This is a genomic window from Paenarthrobacter aurescens (assembly GCF_041549525.1).
Lineage (GTDB): Bacteria > Actinomycetota > Actinomycetes > Actinomycetales > Micrococcaceae > Arthrobacter > Arthrobacter aurescens.
The window spans coordinates 3,324,791-3,347,627 of the sequence record NZ_CP157456.1; the positions used below are offsets into that span (position 1 = coordinate 3,324,791).

At 63.0% G+C, this 22,837-nt stretch carries 21 protein-coding genes; 8 read left to right on the top strand and 13 right to left on the bottom strand.

Annotated elements, in window-relative coordinates; genetic code table 11:
* Position 1 precedes the first annotated feature (1 nt).
* Both ABI796_RS15405 and ABI796_RS15410 read right to left on the bottom strand, forming a co-directional pair.
* On the bottom strand, positions 2-736 hold the full coding sequence (locus tag ABI796_RS15405; RefSeq protein ID WP_141281257.1) for a metal ABC transporter ATP-binding protein: 735 nt from the start codon (positions 734-736) through the stop codon (positions 2-4).
* Entirely contained in the window at positions 733-1,677 is a 945-nt protein-coding gene (locus tag ABI796_RS15410) for a metal ABC transporter substrate-binding protein (protein ID WP_141281255.1), read from the bottom strand. The genes ABI796_RS15405 and ABI796_RS15410 overlap by 4 nt, the downstream gene beginning before the upstream one ends.
* Positions 1,678-1,728: 51 nt before the next feature.
* On the opposite strand from ABI796_RS15410, the gene ABI796_RS15415 reads away from it, so the two are divergent.
* The 5 genes from ABI796_RS15415 to ABI796_RS15435 all read left to right on the top strand — a co-directional run bounded on the left by ABI796_RS15415 (position 1,729) and on the right by ABI796_RS15435 (position 6,051).
* Complete coding sequence (locus tag ABI796_RS15415) at positions 1,729-2,457, top strand: CPBP family intramembrane glutamic endopeptidase (protein WP_141281253.1); 729 nt, start codon at positions 1,729-1,731, stop codon at positions 2,455-2,457.
* An 83-nt stretch (positions 2,458-2,540) separates the two neighbouring features.
* Positions 2,541-2,978, top strand: coding sequence for a VOC family protein (locus ABI796_RS15420; protein WP_141281251.1), 438 nt, complete (start codon positions 2,541-2,543; stop codon positions 2,976-2,978).
* Between the two features lie 21 nt (positions 2,979-2,999).
* A complete protein-coding gene (locus ABI796_RS15425) occupies positions 3,000-3,962 on the top strand; it encodes a 1,4-dihydroxy-2-naphthoyl-CoA synthase (RefSeq protein WP_141281249.1) in 963 nt (320 codons plus the stop codon).
* An 8-nt stretch (positions 3,963-3,970) separates the two neighbouring features.
* Positions 3,971-5,110 carry an AMP-binding protein gene (locus tag ABI796_RS15430; RefSeq protein ID WP_141281247.1) on the top strand — a complete coding sequence of 380 codons (1,140 nt, stop codon included), beginning with the start codon at positions 3,971-3,973 and terminating at the stop codon, positions 5,108-5,110.
* Between the two features lie 59 nt (positions 5,111-5,169).
* Entirely contained in the window at positions 5,170-6,051 is an 882-nt protein-coding gene (locus ABI796_RS15435; protein WP_141281245.1) for a 1,4-dihydroxy-2-naphthoate polyprenyltransferase, read from the top strand.
* 88 nt (positions 6,052-6,139) lie between these two features.
* Here ABI796_RS15435 and ABI796_RS15440 read toward each other — a convergent pair whose 3' ends face one another.
* A complete protein-coding gene (locus ABI796_RS15440; protein ID WP_141281243.1) occupies positions 6,140-6,451 on the bottom strand; it encodes a DUF4229 domain-containing protein in 312 nt (103 codons plus the stop codon).
* Positions 6,452-6,538: 87 nt separating this feature from the next.
* Here ABI796_RS15440 and ABI796_RS15445 point away from each other — a divergent pair, with 87 nt between their 5' ends.
* Complete coding sequence (locus tag ABI796_RS15445; protein ID WP_141281241.1) at positions 6,539-6,979, top strand: PLD nuclease N-terminal domain-containing protein; 441 nt, start codon at positions 6,539-6,541, stop codon at positions 6,977-6,979.
* Positions 6,980-6,984: 5 nt separating this feature from the next.
* Complete coding sequence (locus tag ABI796_RS15450) at positions 6,985-7,587, top strand: hypothetical protein (protein WP_141281239.1); 603 nt, start codon at positions 6,985-6,987, stop codon at positions 7,585-7,587.
* Between the two features lie 22 nt (positions 7,588-7,609).
* Here the strand turns inward: ABI796_RS15450 and ABI796_RS15455 are convergent, their stop codons facing one another.
* The 10 genes from ABI796_RS15455 to ABI796_RS15500 form a co-directional block, all read right to left on the bottom strand.
* The gene (locus ABI796_RS15455) at positions 7,610-9,094 is read right to left on the bottom strand and encodes a dynamin family protein (RefSeq protein WP_141281237.1); all 1,485 of its coding nucleotides are present in this window, start codon (positions 9,092-9,094) and stop codon (positions 7,610-7,612) included.
* On the bottom strand, positions 9,091-10,959 hold the full coding sequence (locus ABI796_RS15460; RefSeq protein ID WP_246095656.1) for a dynamin family protein: 1,869 nt from the start codon (positions 10,957-10,959) through the stop codon (positions 9,091-9,093). Before ABI796_RS15460 ends, ABI796_RS15455 begins: the two co-directional genes overlap by 4 nt.
* Before the next feature lie 154 nt (positions 10,960-11,113).
* Complete coding sequence (locus tag ABI796_RS15465) at positions 11,114-12,493, bottom strand: IniB N-terminal domain-containing protein (protein WP_141281232.1); 1,380 nt, start codon at positions 12,491-12,493, stop codon at positions 11,114-11,116.
* Between the two features lie 175 nt (positions 12,494-12,668).
* Positions 12,669-14,681 carry a LuxR C-terminal-related transcriptional regulator gene (locus tag ABI796_RS15470; protein WP_141281230.1) on the bottom strand — a complete coding sequence of 671 codons (2,013 nt, stop codon included), beginning with the start codon at positions 14,679-14,681 and terminating at the stop codon, positions 12,669-12,671.
* A gap of 3 nt (positions 14,682-14,684) precedes the next feature.
* Entirely contained in the window at positions 14,685-16,853 is a 2,169-nt protein-coding gene (locus ABI796_RS15475) for an Hsp70 family protein (RefSeq protein WP_141281228.1), read from the bottom strand.
* Positions 16,854-17,067: 214 nt separating this feature from the next.
* The gene (ccsB, locus tag ABI796_RS15480; protein ID WP_141281226.1) at positions 17,068-18,135 is read right to left on the bottom strand and encodes a c-type cytochrome biogenesis protein CcsB; all 1,068 of its coding nucleotides are present in this window, start codon (positions 18,133-18,135) and stop codon (positions 17,068-17,070) included.
* Entirely contained in the window at positions 18,135-19,847 is a 1,713-nt protein-coding gene (locus ABI796_RS15485; protein ID WP_141281224.1) for a cytochrome c biogenesis protein ResB, read from the bottom strand. Before ABI796_RS15485 ends, ccsB begins: the two co-directional genes overlap by 1 nt.
* On the bottom strand, positions 19,847-20,602 hold the full coding sequence (locus tag ABI796_RS15490) for a cytochrome c biogenesis CcdA family protein (RefSeq protein WP_141281222.1): 756 nt from the start codon (positions 20,600-20,602) through the stop codon (positions 19,847-19,849). The genes ABI796_RS15485 and ABI796_RS15490 overlap by 1 nt, the downstream gene beginning before the upstream one ends.
* Positions 20,603-20,607: 5 nt before the next feature.
* A complete protein-coding gene (locus ABI796_RS15495) occupies positions 20,608-21,213 on the bottom strand; it encodes a TlpA family protein disulfide reductase (protein WP_141281220.1) in 606 nt (201 codons plus the stop codon).
* A 4-nt stretch (positions 21,214-21,217) separates the two neighbouring features.
* The gene (locus ABI796_RS15500; protein WP_141281218.1) at positions 21,218-21,883 is read right to left on the bottom strand and encodes a histidine phosphatase family protein; all 666 of its coding nucleotides are present in this window, start codon (positions 21,881-21,883) and stop codon (positions 21,218-21,220) included.
* 207 nt (positions 21,884-22,090) lie between these two features.
* On the opposite strand from ABI796_RS15500, the gene ABI796_RS15505 reads away from it, so the two are divergent.
* Complete coding sequence (locus tag ABI796_RS15505) at positions 22,091-22,642, top strand: YceI family protein (RefSeq protein ID WP_024817916.1); 552 nt, start codon at positions 22,091-22,093, stop codon at positions 22,640-22,642.
* Positions 22,643-22,837: the final 195 nt, after the last annotated feature.

Below are 22,837 nucleotides of genomic sequence, written 5' to 3' on the forward strand. Positions count from 1 at the left end.
CCTAGCCCCTGTTCATCACGTCGAGGCCAAAGGCCATGGCAAGGTTCTCCGGCTGGAGCACGGTGTCCGGGCTTCCATGCATGAGCACCTTGCGCATCAGCAACACCGCTTCGTCGCAGAGCTGGGGCAGGGCGTGGAGATCGTGCGTGGAGATCAGGATGGTGGCACCGCTGTCCGCCAGCTCGCGGAGCAGCCTGGTGATGGTGGCCTCGGACCGCTTGTCCACGCCCGCGAAAGGTTCGTCCAGCAGCATCATGGTGGCACCTTGCGCTATGCCCCTGGCAACGAACGCCCGCTTTTTCTGCCCTCCGGACAGCTGGCCGATTTGCCGGTCCGCGTACTCGCTCAGCTCTACCCTTTCCAGAGCATGCTCGACGGCGTCCCGGTCCGCTTTGCGGGGCCGGCGCGTGAATCCCAGGTGCCCGTAACGGCCCATCATCACCACATCGCGAACGGACAGGGGAAAGGCCCAGTCGACGTCTTCGCTCTGGGGTACGTATCCGATTCCCGCGTCCTTGCGCATCTTCACCGGGGGTTCTCCGTGGATGAGCACCCTGCCCGAGTCCGGTTTGACCATGCCCATGATCACTTTGAACAGAGTGGACTTGCCGGAGCCATTCATGCCCACCAGGCCGCAGATCCGTGAATGTTCCAGGCTCAGTGACGCTGAGTCCAGTGCCAGGACTTCACCATAGTGAACGGTGACGTTCTCCACGGTGATCGCAGCTGAGCTCATGAGGTGCCTCCTGTCAGTGCCGAGGTGATGACTTTGGCATCGTGCCGTATCAGGTCCAGGTAGGTGGGGACGGGCCCGTCCGCTTCAGAAAGAGAATCGACGTACAGCACCCCACCGAAGGTGGCTTCGGTGGCCCCCACTACCTGTTGCATTGGGGCATCGGACACCGTGGATTCGCAGAACACCGCAGGAACTTGGTTGTCCTTGACGAACTCTATTGCCCGGGTGATCTGCTGTGGCGTGGCCTGCTGCTCCGCGTTCACTGCCCAGATGTATACCTCTTTGAGGCCGGCATCGCGGGCCAGGTAGGAAAATGCCCCTTCGCAGGTGACCAGGGCGCGCTGCTTCTCCGAAAGCACGGATAGTTTGGAGACCATCTCATCCTGGACGCTTTGAAGCTGGGTGTTGTAGGCCTTGGCATTGGCTTCGAACTCGGCGGCGTGGGAGGGGTCCAGCTTGGCGAATGCCTTGGCCATGTTGTTGGCGTAGATCTGAACGTTTTTGGGTGACATCCACGCGTGGGGGTTTGGCTTGCCCTGGTATGAGTCCTCGGCAATTGGCATCACGTCCACGCCATCACTGACAACTGCGTGCGGCACGTCCAGGTCTTCGACGAACTGCCCGAACCACGCCTCGAGGTTCAGCCCGTTGTCCAGGATCAAGTCCGCTTGGGCGGCTTTGCGGATATCACCCGGAGTGGGCTCGTAACCGTGGATCTCGGCCCCGGCCTTGGTGATTGATTCCACGCGCAGCTTGTCCCCGGCAACGTTCTTGGCGACGTCGGCCAGCACGGTGAACGTTGTGAGCACCACAGGCTTGTCATCCCCACTTGCCGGGGAGTTTCCGCCGCAGGCAGAGACTCCCAGGGCAAGGGCAATTGCGGTCAGGGCAGCAGCGAAACGGCGGACATCTTTGGCGCGCCGAAACGGAAAGTTAGGCATACCGAAAATTGTAGCCAAGCGGGGGCCGCCCGGCAAAGCTAGGCTGGTCACATGGGCACTCTTTCCACCACGGCATCTCCGTACAAGTTCACTGCCCTGGACGGCCTCGCCGTTGCCGTCTACCTGGGTTTTACCGCCTACTTCCTGCTGGCCGGCGAGACGCTCAACCAGTTGATGCTGCAGCTGTTCGCCAACCCGGCGACAGCGTCCTATGCCGTCAACGCGATCTTTTATGCCGGCGTCGGAATATTCGCTGTGGCATCAGCGTGGCGCGTAGCCGGACGCGACCTGAAGATCCTGGGAACCCGGCCCTGGTTCACGCTGGGCATGGTTCCACTGGCCATTGTGGTCATGCTGATAGTTACGGCCCTGCTGGTGGCGGCCTTCGGCGGCGCGCAAAGCTCTGAGAACCAGCTGGGCATCCAAGGCATGCTGCAACAGGTACCGGCGTGGTTGATGGTGCCGTTGCTGGTGATCCTTGGTCCGTTCGTGGAGGAGTACCTTTTCCGGCACCTGCTCATTGGCAAGTTGTCGCGGTACCTGAACATCTGGATCTGCTGCGTGATCTCCGTGGTGGTCTTCGCCTCCATCCATGTGGTGGGCCGCGAGGGCCTTGCCCTGCCCGCCCTGGCCCCGTATTTGGGGATGGCCGTGGTGTTGGTGGCCGTCTATGTGTGGACCGGCAAGAACCTGATGTTCTCCTACTTTGTCCACGCCGCAAAGAACCTCATGGCGGTAGTTCTCATCTACGCCGTACCCCCGGAACTCCTGCCCAGCTAAGTTGCCGGGTAGTTGGGTAACCCGGACGGAAGGTGACCGCAACGCCCTACCCAGGCAACCGCCGTCGGGATTAGTTTGTTGGCATGACGCTGAACATCCAGGTAGTAGTCGATTGCAAGAAGCTCCACGACCTCGCCGATTGGTGGGCTGAAACCCTCGAATGGACGGTGGAACCCCAGGACGAGGCGTTCATCCGGTCCATGATCGAACAGGGGTATGCCACCGAGGACCAGACCATCACCCACAACGGCAAGCTGGTCTGGGCAGAAGGCTGCGCCATTGTGCCGGCCGAGGACAAAGACCCCAAGACCGGCCGGCGGATCCTGTTCCAAACCGATCCGAACCAAAAGTCCGTCAAAAACCGTGTGCATTGGGACGTCCGGCTGGACGGCCGGGACAAGGATGAGGTGCGGAAACAGTTGGAAGCACGCGGCGCCAAACACCTGTGGACCGCAAACCAAGGACCCCACGAGTGGCACACCATGGCCGACCCCGAAGGCAACGAGTTCTGCATCAGCTAGGGCCATAACTAGACTCGGAGTGTGAACAACCAACTCCCTGCCAAGGTTTCCGACGTCTTTGACCCCTCACGCTGGCGCACCGTTTCCGGCTTCGACGACTTCAAGGACATGACGTACCACCGGCAGGTTGAGCGTTCAACAGACGGCACAGTCAAGGACCTCCCCACGGTGCGCATCGCCTTCAACCGCCCCGAGGTCCGCAACGCCTTCCGCCCGGGCACGGTGGACGAGCTCTACCGCGCCATGGACCATGCCCGCATGACCCCGGACGTCGCCACGGTGCTGCTCACCGGTAACGGGCCATCGGAAAAAGATGGCGGACACTCGTTCTGCTCAGGCGGAGACCAGCGGATCCGGGGACGCGACGGCTACCGCTACCAAGTAGAAGGTGCTGCTGGGGACTCCGCTGAATTTATCGACCCCGCCCGCGCGGGCCGGCTCCACATTCTGGAAGTCCAGCGGCTCATGCGCACCATGCCCAAGGTGGTCATCGCCGTCGTGAACGGTTGGGCGGCCGGCGGCGGCCACTCGCTGCACGTCGTCAGCGACCTCACCATCGCCTCCCGCGAGCACGGCAAGTTCAAGCAGACGGACGCAACGGTGGGAAGTTTCGACGCCGGATACGGCTCTGCGCTGCTGGCCCGCCAGATCGGCCAAAAAGCCGCGCGGGAGATCTTCTTCCTGGCCCGTGAGTACTCCGCCGAGGACATGGTCCGGATGGGCGCCGTGAATGAGGCCGTGGACCACGCCCGGTTGGAAGAAGTAGCCCTGGAGTACGCCGCGGACATCGCCCGCCAGTCACCGCAGGCAATCCGGATGCTCAAGTTTGCCTTCAACCTTGCCGACGACGGCCTCGCCGGGCAGCAGGTATTCGCCGGCGAAGCCACCCGCCTGGCGTACATGACGGACGAGGCCGTGGAGGGCAAAGAAGCGTTCCTCCAAAAGCGCGACCCCGACTGGTCCAACTTCCCGTACTACTTCTAGGACCTGTTGTGAACATCGATCCCGTACTCAAAGCCCTGATGGCTGCCCTCCATGGCGAGGGCCCCGCCGTCGAAATCGTGGTGGACGAAACCGGTGAGCCGCAGGCGGTCCCGGTGGAGACCGGCGTCGAGGAGGCAGCCGTGGTGGTCCGCACCTCCGGCTCCACGGGCACGCCCAAGGCAACCATCCTCACCGTTGACGCCCTCGCCGCGTCCTCGGTGTCCACCGCCATGGCACTGCGCGGCGAAGGCCAATGGCTGCTGGCACTCCCGCTGCAGTACGTGGCCGGCGTCCAGGTGCTGGTCCGCTCCCTCTACGCGGGCACACGCCCTTGGGTGGTGGACCAGTCCAACGGCTTCACGCCGGAAGCTTTCACCGCAGCTGCCGAGGAACTCACGGACAAGATCCGCTTCACCTCATTGGTTCCTACGCAGCTGCAACGGCTGTTGGACTCCCCCGCACCGGAAACCCTGGCAGTGCTGCGTCGCTTCGATGCGATTCTGCTGGGCGGCGCTCCCGCTTCTGCTGAACTCCTTGCCACCGCCCACGCCCAGGGTCTGAAGCTGGTGACCACCTACGGCTCCGCCGAGACCTGCGGCGGGTGCGTTTACGACGGCCAGCCGCTGGACGGCGTCGAGGTCCGGATTGGCGAGGGCGAGCTGGAAGGCCGCATCCTGCTGGGCGGAGACACCGTGGCCGCGGGTTACCTGGATGCTGCCCGGGCTTCCAAAGCCGCGTTCTTCGAAGAAGACGGGGTTCGCTGGTACGTCACCGGCGATCTCGGCGAGTTGTCCGACGACGGCAAACTCACCGTGCTGGGACGCGCTGACGACGTCATCATCACCGGCGGCGTCAAAGCCTCCGCCGCGTACATCCAAAGCAAGCTGGAAGAGCTCGACGGCGTCACTGCGGCTTTCGTAACCGGCGTACCGTCCCGCGAGTGGGGCCAGGCCGTGGCGGCCTACGTTGCCGTGACAGATCCTTCGCCCGAAGGCTTGAAGGGTTTCACAACCCGCCGCGAGGAAGCACTGGGTGTCCTGGCGCCCAAGACGGTGTTGGCTGATAAGGAGTTGCCCATGCTCCCCAACGGAAAACCGGACCGCATGGCCATGATTGACCTGCTTTCCAATCTGCATCAGGGACAATAGACAAGTTCTCCTCCCGAGCCTGACTAAAGATCAACCGCGAAATACACGAGGTACTGCACGTGGCGACAGCTGCACAATGGATTCAAGGAGCCCGGCTCCGCACACTGCCCGCGGCCATCGCGCCGGTCCTCATCGGTTCGGCAGCGGCGTACGAGCTCCAGGCTTTCCGGCTGCCCAATGCCATCCTGGCTGCACTTGTGGCGCTCCTGCTCCAGATCGGCGTGAACTACGCCAACGACTACTCCGATGGCATCCGCGGCACGGACGAGGACCGCGTAGGTCCCCTCCGTTTGGTTGGCTCCGGCGCGGCAAAACCGGAACAGGTCAAATGGGCAGCCTTCGCCTTGTTCGGGGCGGCGATGATTTGCGGCCTGATCCTGGTGATCATCACCCAGACCTGGTGGCTGATCCTGGTGGGCATCGGCTGTGTGCTGGCGGCATGGGGCTACACCGGCGGCAAGAATCCCTACGGTTACCTGGGCCTGGGTGACGTCTTCGTGTTCGTGTTCTTCGGACTGGTGGCCACGCTGGGAACTACCTACACCCAAGCCGGACAGGTCAGCCTCGCAGCGGTGGTTGGTGCGATTGGCACGGGGCTCATCGCGTGCGCATTGCTGATGGCCAACAACGTCCGGGACATCCCCACGGACGCTGCCGCCGGGAAGCGCACCCTGGCGGTGCGGCTTGGAGACCGGCACGCCCGTGAAAGCTACGTGCTGATGCTGGCCGTGGCCATTCTGCTGGTGATCGTCCTGGCGCCCACCAAACCGTGGATGCTCATTGTCCTGCTGCTGATCCCGGCATGCCTCATGCCCGCATGGCTCATGGTGAACGGCAAGAAGCGCAAGAGTCTCATTCCGGTACTCAAGCAGACGGGCCTGATCAACCTCGGCTACAGCGTGCTGTTCTCGCTGGGTCTGATCCTGAGCCGCGGCTTCTAAGCTCTACTCATCCGAGTTTTTGTACAGCTAACGCCCCTAAGAAGCCTTCTTGGGGGCGTTAGCTGTACAAAAACTCGTGCCGGAGACCTTAGACGGTGCCGGGGCGTTTGTCGTTGTTGACGGCGATGTCCGGGTTTTTCTCCACCAGGCCGTCCTCGGCAGCGGCGTCTTCAACCTCACCGGCGGTGCGGATGGGCTTGGCCCGCCCGGAGAAACGTTCGCGCATGGCCGCAGTGGCGGCATCGCGCTGTTTCTGGAAGAAAAGATAGCTGATAGCGAACGAGATGAGCCCGGCGAAGACCACGGCCAGGACCCATCCAACGCCCAAAAAGGCGAACAGCACGAACAATGGCACGAACAGCACCAGACGGATAAGGGAATACTTCAGGAAAGCCACCATCCAAGTTTAGCCGCCCGGATGGTTGCACTCTGATCACAGCCGGAGGAGGGCGTCCAGTGATTGGCTTACGGCGACTAGACTTGGTGCATGCTCCGGGTTGTAGGCGTCGTTATTGTTCTGGTCATCTTTGTCTATGCCCTGGTGGACGTCATCCGCACCGACGGACACCAGACACGCGGCATCTCCAAGCCCGCGTGGATCATAGTGATGATCGTCCTGCCGCTGCTGGGTGCAATCCTGTGGTTCATCTTCGGCCGGCCGTACAACAAACCCACGCCCAAACCCGTACGCCGCCAGCCCACGGCCCCGGATGACGACCCCGAATTTCTCCGCAATTTGGAGACCCGCCGCCGTAACCAGGCCGAAGACGAGCGCCTGAAGAAGCTCAAAGCTGAACTGGAAGCCAAGGAACGCGATTCCGGAGAGAAGCCTGCCGACGGCAGTGCTGAGCCCGAAAACAACGGATTCAAGTCCGGTGATGCCAAGCGCAACGAGCCGGATCCCCATGATACGGACGAGCTGAAGTAGGAAACATGGCCCAGCAAGCTGATGGATCACGGAAGACACCCCCCTCCACGCCATCAGTCAGCGGGCCCGCATCATCTTCCCCACCACCACCCCGCCCCGGCATTTCCCTCTCCACGCCCCCGCCCATAGCCGCGGTACCCAAACCTCCGGCACCCGCGAGGGTCTCCCGGTCCTTGTGGGTAGCGAGTTTCCTGGCCGGGATCGCCGTAGTGGCCACTGGCTTTCTGGGCCGTGACTCACACTTCGAACGCCTGAAGGGCGTTATAGGGGGTATGGTTCCTGACGGCGACGCCGACGCTCTGGAAGGGACCACCGCCGTCGTATTCCTGGGAAGTCTCACCATGCTGGCGCTGGTGATAGCCATGGAAGCGATCCTGCTGGCGGTCGTGTTCAAGCGCCGTGTCTGGGCCCGCTGGGCTCTGGCCCCACTGGTCCTCCTGCACGCCGTAGTCACCGTGATCACGGCCGACTTCGTGGTGGCGCCCGGAGCCGACGGCATCCTGACAACGGTGCTGTTGGCAGCCCAGTTCATCCTCGCCGCCGCCGGGCTGATCTTCTTGTTCCTTCCGGCAACCACCACCTGGCTGCTCAGCGAACGGGTGGCTTAGCGGCCGGGTTGTCTTTAAACTTTTATCTGCCGGCGGGAAGGGCCGAATAAGCAGCCAGTATGCCTTCGCAGCTGCGAAGGACCACGCGGCAGGCATCCAGCGCGGCCGGCTCCGTGAGCGGGTTCTCCGCCATCAGACGCCAGCGGTTCAAGCACAGCCGCGCCGCCTCAGTGATGTGTTCCGGGGTTGCCTCCGCATCCAAGCCCAAGCGAAGTGGGGCGGTGCTCCCCCGGCCGCCCACCAGTTGCTCGGCCTCCGCAGTCAGCTCCGGGGTCAAACTCAGGCCTCCCGTCCGGAGCGTTGCGAGGAGTTTCAGTTCCCGGAACTCGTGGGCGCTGGCTTGGAGTTTCTCCAAGTCTGCTTCCAGCGCCAAAGCGTGCTCCCGCGGCGAACCGCGCAACAAGGCTTCCAAACCCACGACGGCGGCACGAGCCTTGAGCGCGTCAGCCCGCGTTTGGAACAAGGAGCTGATATTGCTGAGCAACTGCCCGAGTCCACTGCGCCGTGCCAGCTCATGGGCCAGCTCCGTGGGATTGCTGATCCCGCCCCGGATCAGGGCAACTCCAAGACGGATGCCGAACAGTCCGAACCTTTGTACCAGCGACGCCTTGGCATCACTGCCAAGCCCGGCGGGCTCTGCTGCGCGGATAAAAAGGTTCGCTGAGAGCATCAGCCGCTCCCGTTGCTTCCTGTCCATCTGCGCCAGGACCTGCATGGCCTCAAAGTCCGTTTGCCGCATGGTCCGCGCGCTTTGCGCCAGCAGACCGGCAACCGGGACAACACCCAAGGCAAGCGGCCTGAGGTTCTGGTCCCGGCTGTACCTCTCGGCGATCACGGCTGCGGAGATGAGGGAATCGATCCTGCCTGCACCGATCTCGTCCGCCCTGGACAGGACCGCCAACGCATTCACGGTTCCGGATTTACCCGCAGCTGTGTCCTTGAAGGACTCCAGGAACCTGAGATCCGAGGCGTGAAGATGGCGCAGGAGGTAGATGACGGCGTCGGCCGCCATAGGGGTGTCTTCGGGGAGGAGGAATTCTGTGGACCGTCCTGAGACGTCCTGTGACAACGAGTCAATCCCCGGGGTGTCGATCAGCGTCAGATCCCTCAGACCGGCAGCCGGCCAATCAACCACCAGGCGTTCCACGTCCTCGGCCCGAACATCACCGAGGTTGAAGACCAGGCGTCCGTCCGCACGGGCAACGGGCAGCGCCTGCGGCTCTCCCAGGATGGGATGGAGCGTGATCCTTGGGGTGTGCCCGTGGCGGTACCAAGTGACTATCCGCGTGCATTCCCCGGCGTCAGTGGGGGCGATCTCCTCGCCGATGATTGCATTGAGCAGCGTGGATTTTCCGGCCTTCACCATTCCGGCCACGGCTATCCGTAAAGGCCCTTCCAACCTGCCCTGCAGATCATCCACCACTGCCAGCGCCGCTGCGTCGTGTTGGAAGACCTCCCTTGCTCGCCGGAGCAGCTGGGAGGCGCCTGCGATGCCCGGGTCCATCATCCTGCCGGGACCGCCGAGGACTTGGTGGGGGCTGCTTCCGGACTTGCGTGCGGATCCTGGTGCAGCTGCTGCGCGGCTTTGGCCAAAGCATCTACTGCTTTGAGCTGGTTCCGTATCTCCTTGATTCTCATGTCCCTTTCCACCGCGTAAGTGGCTGCGGCTTTCTGTGCAGCCGCCACGGATTCCGTGAGAGAACGGTGGTGTTCCTCAGCGATCTCCGTGAAGTGGTCCCGTGTGGCCCGCTGGACCATCCGCAGCCTGTCCTTGAGCTGCTTACCCACTTGGAACACAACATCGTCCACGTGTTTCCGGACCAGCACTTTGGCTTCTGATTGCCGCTGCTTCAGGCGCGCTTCTTTATCTTCCCTGTACGCTTTGCGTCCCAGCATCAGGCCGGCTCCCACGGACAGGGGGTTAATCAGGGCCATCCCAAAGATGCCTGTCAGCAGGCCAAACATCAGCACACCGCCGTAGGACCCTCGCATGCCGATCAGGATCTTCTGCATGGGCCCAAGCCTGCCGTCTTCCATGTGCTGGATGTCCGCTACGGGATCCAGAACACCGCCGGTATCTGCAACTTTCAGGGCGGGAAGGGCCACCACTTCTTCGGAGAAGTGCTCTGCAACCTGGGCGGCCAACCATTGGGAACGTTCGCTGGTCCACACGAAAGTGTCCGACACCGCCGCTGCCGTGCTCTGTTCCAGCCATTGCGTGAACTGCTCCCAGGCGGGTCCCGGATCACCTTGGTCTATGGCAATCTCGGCTTCGCGTTGGATCCTTCGCAACCTGTCCCTCAGGTCATACTCCATGTCTGCGATCAGGTCCCCGATGCCGTCGTTGAGTGTTATCTGCCAACGGGCGGAGCGTTTTCGCAGCGAGTCTGCGTCTTCCTTCGCTGCATTCAGGCCGGCGATCATCTGCGGTGTACCGGCCGGATTCTCCAGCGCTTCAAGTTCTGACTGAAGGGCCAACCTGAGGTTCTCGGAAACGGACAAGAGGTCGTTGCTGACAGATCTGCGCTGAATTCTTGCCGCGCCGCCCACAATGTTGTTCCTCAGGTGGGCGATCAGCGCAGGAAACCCTGATTCGGTATTCAGTTCCGGATCCTGCAAGCGTGCGGCGTGGAGCCGCAGTTCCGAGGACACCGGGAACAGCGGAATATCGGGGCCCACTCCAGCCAGGTGCCGTTGGTCCAGCTCAGCGATCTGGCGCCAGCTGGGATAGAGATCTGTTTTGGACAGTACGCACAGGACATTGGGGCTGATGCGCATGGCCTGCCGCAGGAACCGCATTTCAGGTTCGGTGTACTCCTGCGAGGCGTCGGAAACGAACACCATGGCGTGAGCTGATGGCAGGGCAGTCAACGTGGTCAGGGTGTGGGTTGAGCCCAGTCCCCCAACGCCCGGGGAATCAACTATTGTCAGTCCACCCGCCAGCAATTTCCGCGGCAACGCAACCTCGGCAGCCACAATGTTCTTCTTGTTGCCGGGGTTGCCCTTTTCCGACACGTACTCCGCGAGCTGATCCAGATGCACCGGGTGGCGTTCCAGCCTGCTCTCCGGCGCGTTCGTCTCTCCTTCGGTGGCCGACGCGCCGCTGTGCTGAACGGGAACCAGGACAACTGCCGACGCCGGATCCCCCTGCCGTACCACGGTGGGTACGGAGGTGGCGATGTCGTCATCCACGGGGCAGACCGGTGCGTTCACCAGGGCGTTGATGAGCTGGCTCTTACCCTGCTTGAACTCGCCCACCACCATCACCCGGACACTGGGATCGCTCAAGCGCGTGAGGGTATTTTCCAGTCGGCGCCGGAGGTCGTTCCTGTCCCCTGCCAGTGCCATTGCCTGCTCAACCAACGTAGTCATGGGTCCTGATTCGGTCACCGTTTGTCCTTTGTTCCGGCTGCCTCGGCGTTGAGGCCACGAAGTGCCCGGCAGACGTTGTGGCGTCTGCCGGGCACTGCTGGGGTGTTGGTCAACGCCGTGTCCTGGTGGTTACGACGTTCGGATTGTTCTGGTGCTAGTCGATTTCCACATCGTTCTTGGCCACCACGATCGAGTCGTCAATGTCGTTGTATTCGACCTCCACATCCAGCTCGTTGTCTGCAATGACGGTGTTGTCTTCAACGTTGGTGTACTCGACGTCCAGCTCGTTGTCCTGGATAACCGTGGAATCGTAATTGACCTGGACATCCTCGACGTCGAGGTTGGTGGAGTTGTCCACCTCCAATTCGTTGTCCTGAACCACAATGGAGTCGTTGATGAGCTGAACATCTTCGACATCCACATCCGTGGAGTTGTCATTGAAGGAGTCGGAGACGTTCACGGAGTTGTCGGAATTATCCGAGTTGTCGTTGAACGAATCCTCGAACTCTGCATCGACGTCCACATCAACATCCGTGGAGTTGTCCTGAGAGTTGTCGTTGAAGGAGTCGGTGATGCTGGTGTTGTTGGTAGTGGTGTGGGACGAGCTGTCCTCATTGAAGGAGTCCTCAATGTCAACATCCACGTCAACGTCCGTGTTGTAGGAGTCCTCGGTCACGGAGTGATCCGAGTAGTCGTTGCCGATGGCGATGTCGTTGTTGCCCCTGGCGTCCACGGTGACCGAGTTGTCCACCGAGTGATCATCGGTATTGGTTGTGGTGGTTGTGGTGGTGGTATTGCCCGCATTGCTGACGTCGTCGCCGGCAGCGATTGCACCGTCGCCCGAGGCAACCACAGCGTCCTGGTTGAAGAGCTGGGTGACATCGCCGTCAGCCCAGATGTTCTGGTTGACCGATTGGTCGGTGATCGTATCGCGGTCATCAATGGTGGTGGTGTAGGAGTAGTTGTTCACCACGTGTACCAGCTGCTGAACAGCATGTGCGTGGTCGTCCCAGTCGCCGCCGTCATGGCCGCCACCACCGTGGCCTCCGCCGTCATGGCCGCCCCAGTCGCCGCCGTCATGATCCCCACCGCCGTGGCCGCCGTGATCGTCGTCGTCGTCGTGACCACCCCAGCCACCACCGCCGCCGTGGCCGCCACCATGACCGTGGTCATCATCATCATGGTCCGGGCGTCCGCCGCCGCCACCGTGGCCGTGATCGTCATCATCGTCGTGGCCACCCCAACCGCCACCGCCGCCACTGGGGCGATCGTCGTCGTCGTGGCCGCCCCAGGCGCCACCGGTGGAGACGCTGTTTCCGCCCGTGTTGTATTCGCGGTCAAAGGATGAGCGGGCGTTGATGGGTGCGTAGTCGAGGACCACCGGGCGAACGGCGTCCACATCAGCCGAGGAGACGTCATGCAGGCCTGCTGCAGCGAGCGCAGCTTCGGGATCGCGGACGAACTCTTCAGCGGCATCGGGATCGTTGAACAGGCTCATCAGGAACTGCACGAGCTGTTGTGCGAGTGTTGGCATTGGAGTGCTCCCTCAAATTCTGTGATGGATGGTGATTCGCCTGGCACCTTTGCCTGGCTTGCAATCAACGTATTGCCGGCGCCGGTGACCGGGCATCGGGGGTGGTCCCCCTACCGTTCCGTCCACGGTTAGGGGATGGCGGGGTTTCCCATTAGGGGGTGCAGGGGCTTGCCCGCTACGGAGGCGGGTGCCCCTCCCCCAATGCAAGCCGCAGGCGGACCAGGAGTTCGGAGCGGTTTTCCGCCCCCAGGCGTCGACGCATGCGTGCAACGTGGTGTTCAGCCGTGCGGGGGGAGATGTAGATGGCCTCACCGATTTCCCGGTAGGTTTTGCCTTCAAGGATGAGCCGGCCCACTTCACGTTCCCGGGCGCTGAGTACTGAGGATTCAGGCGCACCGGGACCGGCGGCGTCGTGCGTCGCAGCCTGCGCGGGAGTGGCACTGCGGGGATTCTCATGGTGATGGGAGGTCCCGGACGATGGTGCCGTGCCTTGGGGGTGAATATCCCGGGCACACGCCAGCAGTTTCACCATGTCGCGTCGCTCATCCGCGTGCGCTGCGGCGTGGCCCGCCAGGCGCGCCCCCTCCCACGGCATCCCGACGGCGGCCAACCCACGGGCCGCTGTTTCGACGTCGGACGCTTCAAAACGGCCGGCCAGAACGGAGACCCAGGCCTTGCCGCCAGAGGCGAGCACGGAGGCCAAATGGCTGTGCTCAGAGGCGCGCACCAGGGCAGCTGCGTGCGGTGCAAGCCCGGCCGGGTCTTCGCTCAACAAGGCTGCCTGCACTGCAGCCCAATGCAAGGGCACCGACCACAGCGGCGGCTTTCCCAGCCTCCCCAGGAGGTCCCAGGCGTTGTGCAGGTAATGGCTGACCCGCCTGGATTCGCGGAGTCGCGCAGCGGTGATCATGAGTTCGCCCCACGGCAGGAGGCTGTAAAGATCCACGGACACATGCATCATCGCTTCGCGGGCCCTCTCCCACGCCAGCACGAGCTCGTGCACATCGCTCCCGCGCCGGGCAAGGCCCACTTCCAAGGCCGCCAATAAGAACCCGTCACGGGGTGCCAGCGGCCAGTGATTGGCTTTGACGGCCTCGTTGATGGCCAGGCGGGCGTCGTCGGCGTTGTCCTGCTGCATGGCGGACCACGCACGCAACAGGAAGAGCCGCGGACGGGCTGCGTCCCCGCCCTGGCCTGCAGTCAACGCGGCTTTGAGCACCGTGTCTGCCACTCCAGGTTCCCCGCAGTGGAGGGCACAGAGGGCAGCCAGGGCAGCGGGAGTTTCAGGCAACGGGATGGATGTTCCCGCTGCGTTCATCATGTCCGAGGCCCTGATGAGCTCCGGCAGTGCCAGTTCCGGCGCCGGTTCCAATGTTCGGCGGAGCCCCTCCTGGGTCAGGGACAAAGCCACCGCCAGGAGCGTCGGTGAACCGCCCGGCTGGGCCGCTGCCAGAAGCTCCTCGGCAGCCGCTGCGTTTCCCGAGCCAATCATGGCCACAGCAGCAAGCGGGGCCGAACCATCAACCCTGTCCGGGCCAAGCCAGCTGTAGGTATCCGAGCTGCGGGACAACATTCCACGGTGTGCCCAGACGGATGCAGCAACGTCCACCCCCAAGCGAAGATCCGGGGCTCCGGGATCCGCGAGAAGCCGGTCCACTATTCTGCCTGCCGCATCCAAGTCCCCGCTAGCCGCTGAAGCCTGGGCACGTTTGGCGGCCTTGGCACTTTCATCTCCCCCGGCCAAAAGTGCCTCGGCATACAGCTCTGCGGCCAAGCCGGGGTTCGCTTCCAACGCCTCATCAGCGCACTGTTGGAGCTCTGCAACAATGCGGGGATCCTTGTATCCAACCCTTGCGAGGTCACGGGCCAGCTCCCGTAGGGGATGGCCACCCTGAACGCATTTGTCCACCAGTTCCTTTTGCAGGGAACGGATCCGGGCAGGCTGCGTTTCCTTCAGCACGGCGTACCGGGCCGTCCCCGCCACAGTCCCGTCAGCAGAGAGCAGCCCGGCGTCCTTGGCCTCGGCAATCAGCAGTTCCAGTCCTTGGTGGCTATCCCCGCCTAGGTAGTCCTCCAAGCTATCCGGCAAAGGCGACGGGATGGAGAACCCCACGGACAAGGCAAGGAGCAGCTCGTGAACGCCCGCCGAGGGCACCGTGGGCCCGGGCTTATGGTCATGTCCCGTCATGGGTCAGACCGCCGAGATCAGCGCTGGATCCGCGGTAGGGCTGGTTTCGGAAGGTATTGGCGCCGGGTCAGGGACGGCTGGAGCTGTATTCTCCGGCGCCACACTCGGTTCAGGGGAAGGTGCCGGAGGGTCCTGGACCACGGTGGGTGCCGGCTCCGGCGATGGAGGCGGCGGTGGAGGCGGCGTCACGGGGTCCGTGGGTGTGGTGGGCGGCGTAGTGGGTTCACTGACAGGCGGAGTGGTGGGCTCGGCCGTGGGCGGCGGTGTGGTGGGCTGAGTATTCGGATCGGGCGTCGGTCCGCTCGCGGCACCCCCGGTGGGATCGGGCGCAGGAGTGGTTGGGGTTGAGGTGCCCGACCCCGGGGCTTGGGTGCCGGGGGCTTGGGTGCCGGGGGCTTGGGTGCCCGGAGCTTGAGCGCCGGGGGTTTGAGTGCCGGGGTTTTGAGTGCCTGGTGTGGTGGTGCCAGCCGCACCCACACCCGTTCCGGCGGCAGCCCCGGAACCTGAACCTGAACCGGCAGTGTTCCCGGAGCCGGTACCTGCACCACCGGAGCCTGAGTTGGTTCCGCCGGCGTTGCCGTTCTGCTTGGCTGGCGCCTTTCCAGTGGAGCCAGCCCTCGTGACCCCGGTCCTGGCGCTCGCTTGGAGCCCTGCCGCCGGGCCTCCGAGTACTGGGGTGGAACCGGCCGCTCCTCCTGCGCTGTTGCCCGGCTTTCCGTCCGCCTGTGCCCCGGCGGCTTGGGTTCCGCCGTCGCGCATGACGTCAGCCGCCTGGTTGCCGAACATGGTGGCCAGGAGTCCGGAACCGTCCGGACTCTGGGCCGCCGTGGCGGTAGCGATGGTCAGCACGGTGGCAGCTGCAGCGGCCGCAGCAGCCATCCGCACCCGGGACCGCGGAGCATGCCCGCCTGGTGCGGAAGGCCCGGATTTGGGGTGGCGTAGTGCAGGAGCCCGGCCCGGCACGTGAGGCCTGCCCAGCGCAGCGGCCGCACTCGTTTCCGCAGCCCCCGCCACAACTGAAGCGGCCAAGACTGATGCCGAGGGACCCGCCGTCGCGTCCACGGCGCCAGCAGCCGCGACCACTGCGTCCACCCCTTGGGAGCGCAGCCCAGCTACAGCGGCACCAAGGCAGATGGACGATTTTGGATCCGCGTCCACGGCGATCGGCCGGTCCAGTTCCACGGAAATCAGCTCTGCCACGAGGGGAATCCGGGAGGACCCGCCGATCAGCAGCACTGCACTGAGGTCCTGGGCTTCAAGGTTGATGCTGCGGAGGCTGCGTTCCAGAGCGTCCACGGTATCCCTGACAGGGGCCTCAATCATGGCTTCGAATTCGGAACGCACCAGCCTCACCGACAGCTGGGTGCCGGGCAGGGACACGGCCACGCTGGCTTCGCTGTCCAAGGACAGGGCCTCTTTGGCTTCCCGGCATTCCCGCCTCAACCGGGAAAGCGCCGCGAGGGTTTCGCCGGAAGTGGGATCCAAGGACGGGCCGTCACCAAGGTGTGCCATCACGTGGCGCAGGACAGCGGCGTCGAAATCGGCTCCGCCCAAGGTTTCAATGCCGTCAGGACGGCCCAGCAGTTCAAATTTTCCGGCTCCGGCTTTGCGGAGGACAGCGGTGTCGAAAGTGCCGCCGCCGAGGTCATAGACGGCAATGATGCTGCCGTCCTCCACCCGCGTTTGGGACGCGTAGTGGAGGGCTGCCGCTTCCGGCTCGCTGATCAGGCTGATGTCCTTCAAGCCTGCTGCGGTGAGCGCTGCAAGTACCAGGGAGGTGCGGTGCTGACCCCACGCTGCGGGGTGCGTCATGATGATCGACGACGGCGCGGCGCCCTCACGTTCCTGGGCCTTGTCCACCACCCACTGGGCCATGGCGGCGTACACGTCTTCGGGCGCCAACCAGCTCTCCCCAACAGCGAGGGGAACGGAGTCGCCTATGCGTCGTTTGAATTCCCGCACCATGCGCTGTGGATGGTCCAGTCCGCGGCGTTCGGCTGCTTCGCCTACCAGTACCCGGCCGTCGTCGGCGTAGAAAAGCACCGACGGCACGGCGCTGCCATGCAATCCCAGCGGCAGGATTTCAGGTGATGGAGTGGAGCCTTGATGGGGTTTGATGAGGGCTGCGGCGGTAAAACTCGTCCCGACGTCAATGGCGAGAACATAGCTCATGGTTACCTCGAAAAGAACACGGCGCGTCGCTAGCGGGCTGCATCACAAGCGGGTTCTGAACAAGTTAGCACCTGCCCCAGACGGGCAAAACCCTCAGGTGCTACACCAAATTGTCATAGTTGCTACACCAATTTGTCATATTCCAACACCGCTATACACCCCGAGGAGCGAAGCCCCTGTTCAGGACGCCAAGACCCCAACCCGGCCGTCATATTTAGAGGCCGGAGTATGAGTGCAGACCGTTGAAGACCGTGTTGACCAGCGTGAAGTTGATGATGACGCAGGCGTAGCCCACAATCGACAACCACGCTGCACGCGTTCCGGTCCAACCACGCGTGGCCCGTGCGTGCAGGTAGCCCGCGTAAACCACCCAAATCACAAAGGTCCATACTTCCTTGGGGTCCCAGCCCCAGAAGCGGCCCCACGCCTTTTCGGCCCAGATTGCACCGAACATGAGGGTGAAGGTCCAGCCAATGAAAGCGATGGCGTTGATCCGGTAGGAGAGGTTCTCAAGGCTCAGTGCGTTCGGAACCAGGCGCATGAATCCCAAATTGTCCTTGCGGCCCGCAGCGAGGTTCTTCTGGCGGTACGACTGCAGCAGCTGCAGCACGGACATGGCGAACGTCAGGGTGAACAGTGCAGAGGACAACACTGCAATGGAAACGTGGATGATCAGCCAGTAGCTCTGCAGAGCCGGAACCAAGTGGCCCACGGGAGTCCAGAAAGCAGCCGACGCGGCTACGAGCATGATGATGGCCAGGCCGATCACGAACGTGCCCAGGAAGCGCAGGTCACGGCGGATGAGGACAATCAGGAATACAGCCACAGCTACAAAGGCACCGGTGGTGAGGAACTCGTACATGTTGCCCCACGGCACGCGTCCGGCGCCGAAGGCACGGGTCACTACGCCCGCTCCGTGAATGAGGACGCCCAGTACGGTCAACGCCACTGCCACACGGGCGGGTGCGCGGCGTTCGCCCGCGTACTTCATGTCGCCGGCGGCGGTGCCGCCCTCAACGGTGAGGCCCGACGTCGGACGCTCGGCCCGGCCGGCCGGCCCACCGGCGTCGGCTCCTCCCAAACCAGCCGCAACGCGGCCCGCAGCAACGCTCACCTTGGGGTCGGCCGTGCTGGCCGCTGCCTTCTGGTCCACGGCACGGAGCATCTTGCTGCTCTTGGCCAGGTCCCAGGCGAAGGCGATGAACGCCACGGTATACGTGCCGGCGGCCAACAGCATGAACAGCTCGCTGTACTGGCCCAGGGTTTCGTTGATGACGGGCATTACTGGTCCTTCGAGGTTGAGGAAGATCCTGCAGTTTTTGAAGCGGTGTCCGGCGTCTCCGGGACATTCCATTCGCGGGCAAAGATTTCACGGAGGGCTGCTGCTTCGCCGGCGAGGCGGTGGTCTTCGCCGCGGGCCAGCAGGCCGTATTCCACCATGGTGCGGCCGTCCGCGTGGGTTCCGGTGCGGACCCAGACGCGGCGGCGGTTGATGTAAAGGGACATGACCAGGCCGGCGACTGCGAGGAAGCCGAAAATCAGGGCGTAAAGCTGGCCGGGGTTGTGGTGGATGTCCACGCCGATGTACTTCTTGACGCCATCGAACGTGATGCTGCCCTTGCCGTCAGGCAAGTCAACGGTGGCTCCAGGCGTCAACGTGATACCGCCGGCAGCGAGGTCGCGGGCATTGAGCGGTTTCAGGTTCTTGACGTCCAGCTCGAACACGTTCTGGGGCACGCCCTTGTCCAGGCCGAGGTCACCATAGAAGGAGTTCAGGCTGAGCTGCGGGTTGAAAAGTTCCGGCGAGGCGCTGAAGGACGTGCCATTCTCGCCGGAGAATGCCGTGGGAAGGAAGAAGCCCACAAAGCCCAGCTGGTCCGGCTTGGCGTCCGGGACCTTAATGACCACGGACGAGTAATAGTTATCGCCCTGGACCTTGGCAATGACCGGCCCTTCGAAGGAGACGTTTCCCTCTCCATCGCGCACGGTGACCATGGGGGCGTAGCCGTTTCCGGTGAGGTAGAGGCTGGTGCCGCCCAAAGAAACGGGGTCGTTGACCTTCAATATTTCTTTCTTGCCCGCTGAGTCCTTGGTTTCCTTGGTGGTCACTTCAGCGGTGTAATCGATGGGCTGGCCCGCCTTGCCAGGCGATTCACCGCGATCGAACGTGGCCTGGAACTTATCCAGTTGCATGGAGTAGGGCTGGAGCCAGCTGCTCTGGAAGTTGGTGCCCGGGGTGAACTGGTCATAGCCCACCAGGGTGTTGACGAAAGTATCGCCCTCTACCAGGATGCGCTGGCCGCTGTACCCGTACAGGCCCCCAATGGCCACGGACACCAGCACTCCGATCAAGGAGGTGTGGAACACCAGGTTGCCCACTTCCTTCAGGAAGCCACGCTCGGCACCCAAGGACGGCAGGGCGCCGTCGACGTCCCTGACTTCCACGCGGTAGCCGCGCTTCTTGAGCAGCCCGGCGGCATCGGCGATGGCCTTCGACGCCGGGATCCCGGCGTCGGCGGGCACTGCCAGGGTTCCGTACTCCGGCAGGCGCGACAAGCGCTTGGGGGTGCGCGGCGGCTGCGACTTCATGGCCTTGTAGTGGGCGATCGCGCGCGGAGTGACACAGCCGATCAGGGAAATGAACAGCAGGATGTAGATGGCCGAGAACCAGGCCGAGGAGTAGACGTCGAACATCTGGAGGGCATCCAGGAACGGACCCGTTGTGGGATTGTTCTTGATCCAGTCCGTTACCGTCACCGGGTTGGCCGGCCGCTGCGGGAACAAGGAACCCGGAACGGCGCCAACGGCAAGCAGGAGCAACAGGAAAAGAGCCGTGCGCATGCTGGTCAGTTGAGTCCATGCCCACCGGAGCATGCCTTTGAAACCAAGCGCGGGCAGTGCTGCCTCGGACTTGGCCTGCTGGAGTTTTCCTTCCGCTGTCCCGGGGGTTTCAGCGGCAGGTGACTTCTTCTTGGCTTTCACGGACTCGCTCATCAGATTGGCAACTTCACATCGTTTTGGAACCAGTACTGCAACTCGGTCACCCAGGTGCCCCACACGCCGGTGGCCATCAGGATGCCGAGCAAAATCAGAATGCCCCCGCCGATCCGCTGGATAGCCAGCCGATGCTTTCGGAAGAAGGACATGACCCCCATACCCCGGCGCACAGCCAAGGCAATCAAAAGGAACGGGATGCCCAGGCCAAGGCTGTAAACGAACGCCAGAAGAGCGCCCTTGGCCGCCGACGAACCGCCGGACAAACTCAGCAACTGTACCGCGGAGTACGTCGGGCCAATGCAGGGCGCCCAGCCCAGCCCGAACGTCAGGCCCAGAAGCGGCGCACCCCACAGGCCGGCCGGCGGCTTGGCATGGATCTTCGCATCACGCTGCAGCCAGCCGAAGCCGCCCATGAACACCACGCCCATGATGATCACCAGGACACCCAGCAGTTGCGTGATCCACGCGTTCTGCGGACCCGTCAGCAGTGTTCCGAGTTGCCCGAAGGCACCGCCCAGAAGAACAAAAATCACCGAGAACCCCAGGACGAACAGCCCTATCCCGGCCAGCATGCGGCCACGCCGCTGCTTTTGGAGATCGACGCCGGTCAGTCCCGTTACATAGCCAAGGTAACCGGGGACCAGCGGCAGCACGCACGGGGAAAGGAAAGAGACCAGCCCGGCCAGCAATGCCACCGGCACGGCCAGCAACAGTGATCCGTTGAGGATCGTCTCGGCGAAAGGACTGTTCATGGGTGCTACTCGGCCACTGCAGAGGTGATGAGGGCTTTCAGGGTGCTCTTCTCAATCTCGCCCAGCACGCGGGAGGCAACTTTGCCTTCTTTGTCCAGGACCAAGGTGGTGGGAACCGCCCCTGGAGGGACAATGCCGGATACGGACAGCAGCACTGCCCCGTCCTTGTCATTGAAGCTCGGGTACGTGATGTTGAAGGTCTTGTCGAAGGCCTCTGCAGTAGCTTTTTCGTCACGGAGGTTGACGCCGAAGAACTGAACTCCCTGATCCTTGAAGTCCTGGTGCAGGGCTTCGAGCTGGGGCGCTTCAATGCGGCACGGAGCGCAGGCGGCAAACCAGAAGTTCAGGACAGTGACTTTGCCCTGCAGGTCTTCGGGCTTGATGCTCTGTCCGTTGAAGAGGGTTCCCTTGAGCGCCACGGGAGCCGCACGGTCTGCCTTGGCGAACTCGGTCACCGAGCCGTCTCCGGCAACGTAGTTTTTGTTATCGCCGGCCTTGGCTTGCTTGGCCAGGGAGTCTTCCTGGGCGCAGGCGGACAAGCCCATGGTCAGTCCTGCCAGGAGGACGCCACCGGCGGTCAGCACGCCTCGGCGTGAAAGGTTGTTGTCCATGCTTCTATGCCCCCGGGGTGCTTGCCGCGCCGGGGAGCAGCACGGCAGCAGGCTCGGTGTATTCGACGCGAATGATCTTGCCGTCGCCGTCAAGAGTCAGGGATGTCAGGGAGGTCAGGGTGCACTCGCGCTTGCGGGGATCATGCGCCAGGCGGCGGCCCTCGGCAGTCAGCCGGGTAGACCAGATGGGAAGCTGGTGGCTCACCAGAATTGCTTCTGCGCCGTCGCCGCCGAGTTCGATCGCCTTTACGCGCGCGTCCTCAACTGCAGCCAGCATCCGGGCTGCCTGTTCCTTGTACGGCTCGCCCCAGGATGGCCGCAGAGGGTTGCGGAAATAGATCCAGTGCTTGGGCTTCAGGAATTCGCTCTTGGTGGGGTGGAGTCCCTCGAAGTGGTTCTCAGCTTCGATGATGCGCGGCTCCGTGGTGATCTCCAGATCCAGGGCCTCAGCCGTGGCCATGGCAGTCTCCTGGGCACGCGTAAGCGGCGAGGCTACAAGATGCACAATTTTGGCACCTTCGCTGACGCGGGCCTTGAAGTGGTCCGCCAGCATCCGGGCCATCTCCCGGCCACGCTCGGAGAGGTGGAATTCCGGCAGCCGGCCGTAGAGCACAGCGTCGGGATTGTGGACCTCGCCATGGCGAAGCAGATGGACAGTTGCTTGGGGCATGTTTACCAGTTTCTCAAAGAAGCGGGGCGATCCGAAATCTTCTACCGCTAGTAGAACTCAAAGTTTTCCCGAAATGTTCCGTGGAGTTGGAATAAAAGATGCATATGCATGTTTATACTGGATACGAAGCTCGGTTGACGCTTCAAGCAATGAACTCGACCTGGCAAGCAAGCAGTACCCACCACCAGATATAGGAGCAACACCATGATGACTCTCCCCGCTTCCGTCACCACCGGCACCTGGACCCTCGACGCTTCCCACAGCGAAATCGGCTTCACCGTCCGCCACGCAGGCATCAGCAAGGTCCGCGGCCAGTTCAAGGACGCCACGGCCACTTTGGAAGTTGGCGAAACCCTCACCGACTCCAAGGTCACCGCCACCATCCAGACCGCCAGCTTCGACTCCGGCGACGTCAACCGCGATGGCCACGTCAAGGGCGAAGACTTCTTCGACGTAGAGAAGTTCCCGGAAATCACCTTCGTGTCCCGCCACGTCAAGGCCAACGGAAACAGCTTCGACCTCGTGGGCGATCTCACAATCAAAGGCGTCACCAAGGAGGTTTCCATTGAGACCGAATTCAACGGTGTAGCAGTGGATCCCTTCGGCAACACCCGCGCCGGTGTTTCCGGTGAAACCACCATCAGCCGCAAGGACTTCGGCCTCACCTGGAACGCCGTCCTCGAAGCCGGCGGCGTCCTGGTCAGCGACAAGGTTGTCATCAACCTCGAGCTCGCGTTCATCGCACCGGCCGCCGCGTAGTTCAATTGCTCCTCGCCTGAGCCAGCGGATCCCGCTGCTGTTCGTCATCCCCACCGCAGAACGCAAAGGGTGACCAACAAGACACTGATGCATGGCCAAGCTCGCCAAACGGCGCCCTCCACAGTCCATGCTGTGGGGGCGCCGTTTCGCATATGCAGAAGTCACCCCGCAATTGTTCGGTGAAAAGCCTGTATT

What these genes read in the sequence shown, in the direction of transcription:
- ABI796_RS15475 (WP_141281228.1), bottom strand. Translation starts at nt 16,853, where the DNA reads ATGAGCTATGTTCTCGCCATTGACGTCGGGACGAGTTTTACCGCCGCA.
- ABI796_RS15470 (WP_141281230.1), bottom strand. Translation starts at nt 14,681, where the DNA reads ATGACGGGACATGACCATAAGCCCGGGCCCACGGTGCCCTCGGCGGGC.
- ABI796_RS15460 (WP_246095656.1), bottom strand. Translation starts at nt 10,959, where the DNA reads ATGACTACGTTGGTTGAGCAGGCAATGGCACTGGCAGGGGACAGGAAC.
- ABI796_RS15410 (WP_141281255.1), bottom strand. Translation starts at nt 1,677, where the DNA reads ATGCCTAACTTTCCGTTTCGGCGCGCCAAAGATGTCCGCCGTTTCGCT.
- ABI796_RS15500 (WP_141281218.1), bottom strand. Translation starts at nt 21,883, where the DNA reads ATGCCCCAAGCAACTGTCCATCTGCTTCGCCATGGCGAGGTCCACAAT.
- ABI796_RS15485 (WP_141281224.1), bottom strand. Translation starts at nt 19,847, where the DNA reads ATGAGCGAGTCCGTGAAAGCCAAGAAGAAGTCACCTGCCGCTGAAACC.
- ABI796_RS15505 (WP_024817916.1), top strand. Translation starts at nt 22,091, where the DNA reads ATGACTCTCCCCGCTTCCGTCACCACCGGCACCTGGACCCTCGACGCT.
- ABI796_RS15495 (WP_141281220.1), bottom strand. Translation starts at nt 21,213, where the DNA reads ATGGACAACAACCTTTCACGCCGAGGCGTGCTGACCGCCGGTGGCGTC.
- ccsB (WP_141281226.1), bottom strand. Translation starts at nt 18,135, where the DNA reads ATGCCCGTCATCAACGAAACCCTGGGCCAGTACAGCGAGCTGTTCATG.
- ABI796_RS15450 (WP_141281239.1), top strand. Translation starts at nt 6,985, where the DNA reads ATGGCCCAGCAAGCTGATGGATCACGGAAGACACCCCCCTCCACGCCA.
- ABI796_RS15420 (WP_141281251.1), top strand. Translation starts at nt 2,541, where the DNA reads ATGACGCTGAACATCCAGGTAGTAGTCGATTGCAAGAAGCTCCACGAC.
- ABI796_RS15405 (WP_141281257.1), bottom strand. Translation starts at nt 736, where the DNA reads ATGAGCTCAGCTGCGATCACCGTGGAGAACGTCACCGTTCACTATGGT.
- ABI796_RS15440 (WP_141281243.1), bottom strand. Translation starts at nt 6,451, where the DNA reads ATGGTGGCTTTCCTGAAGTATTCCCTTATCCGTCTGGTGCTGTTCGTG.
- ABI796_RS15455 (WP_141281237.1), bottom strand. Translation starts at nt 9,094, where the DNA reads ATGATGGACCCGGGCATCGCAGGCGCCTCCCAGCTGCTCCGGCGAGCA.
- ABI796_RS15445 (WP_141281241.1), top strand. Translation starts at nt 6,539, where the DNA reads ATGCTCCGGGTTGTAGGCGTCGTTATTGTTCTGGTCATCTTTGTCTAT.
- ABI796_RS15415 (WP_141281253.1), top strand. Translation starts at nt 1,729, where the DNA reads ATGGGCACTCTTTCCACCACGGCATCTCCGTACAAGTTCACTGCCCTG.
- ABI796_RS15465 (WP_141281232.1), bottom strand. Translation starts at nt 12,493, where the DNA reads ATGCCAACACTCGCACAACAGCTCGTGCAGTTCCTGATGAGCCTGTTC.
- ABI796_RS15490 (WP_141281222.1), bottom strand. Translation starts at nt 20,602, where the DNA reads ATGAACAGTCCTTTCGCCGAGACGATCCTCAACGGATCACTGTTGCTG.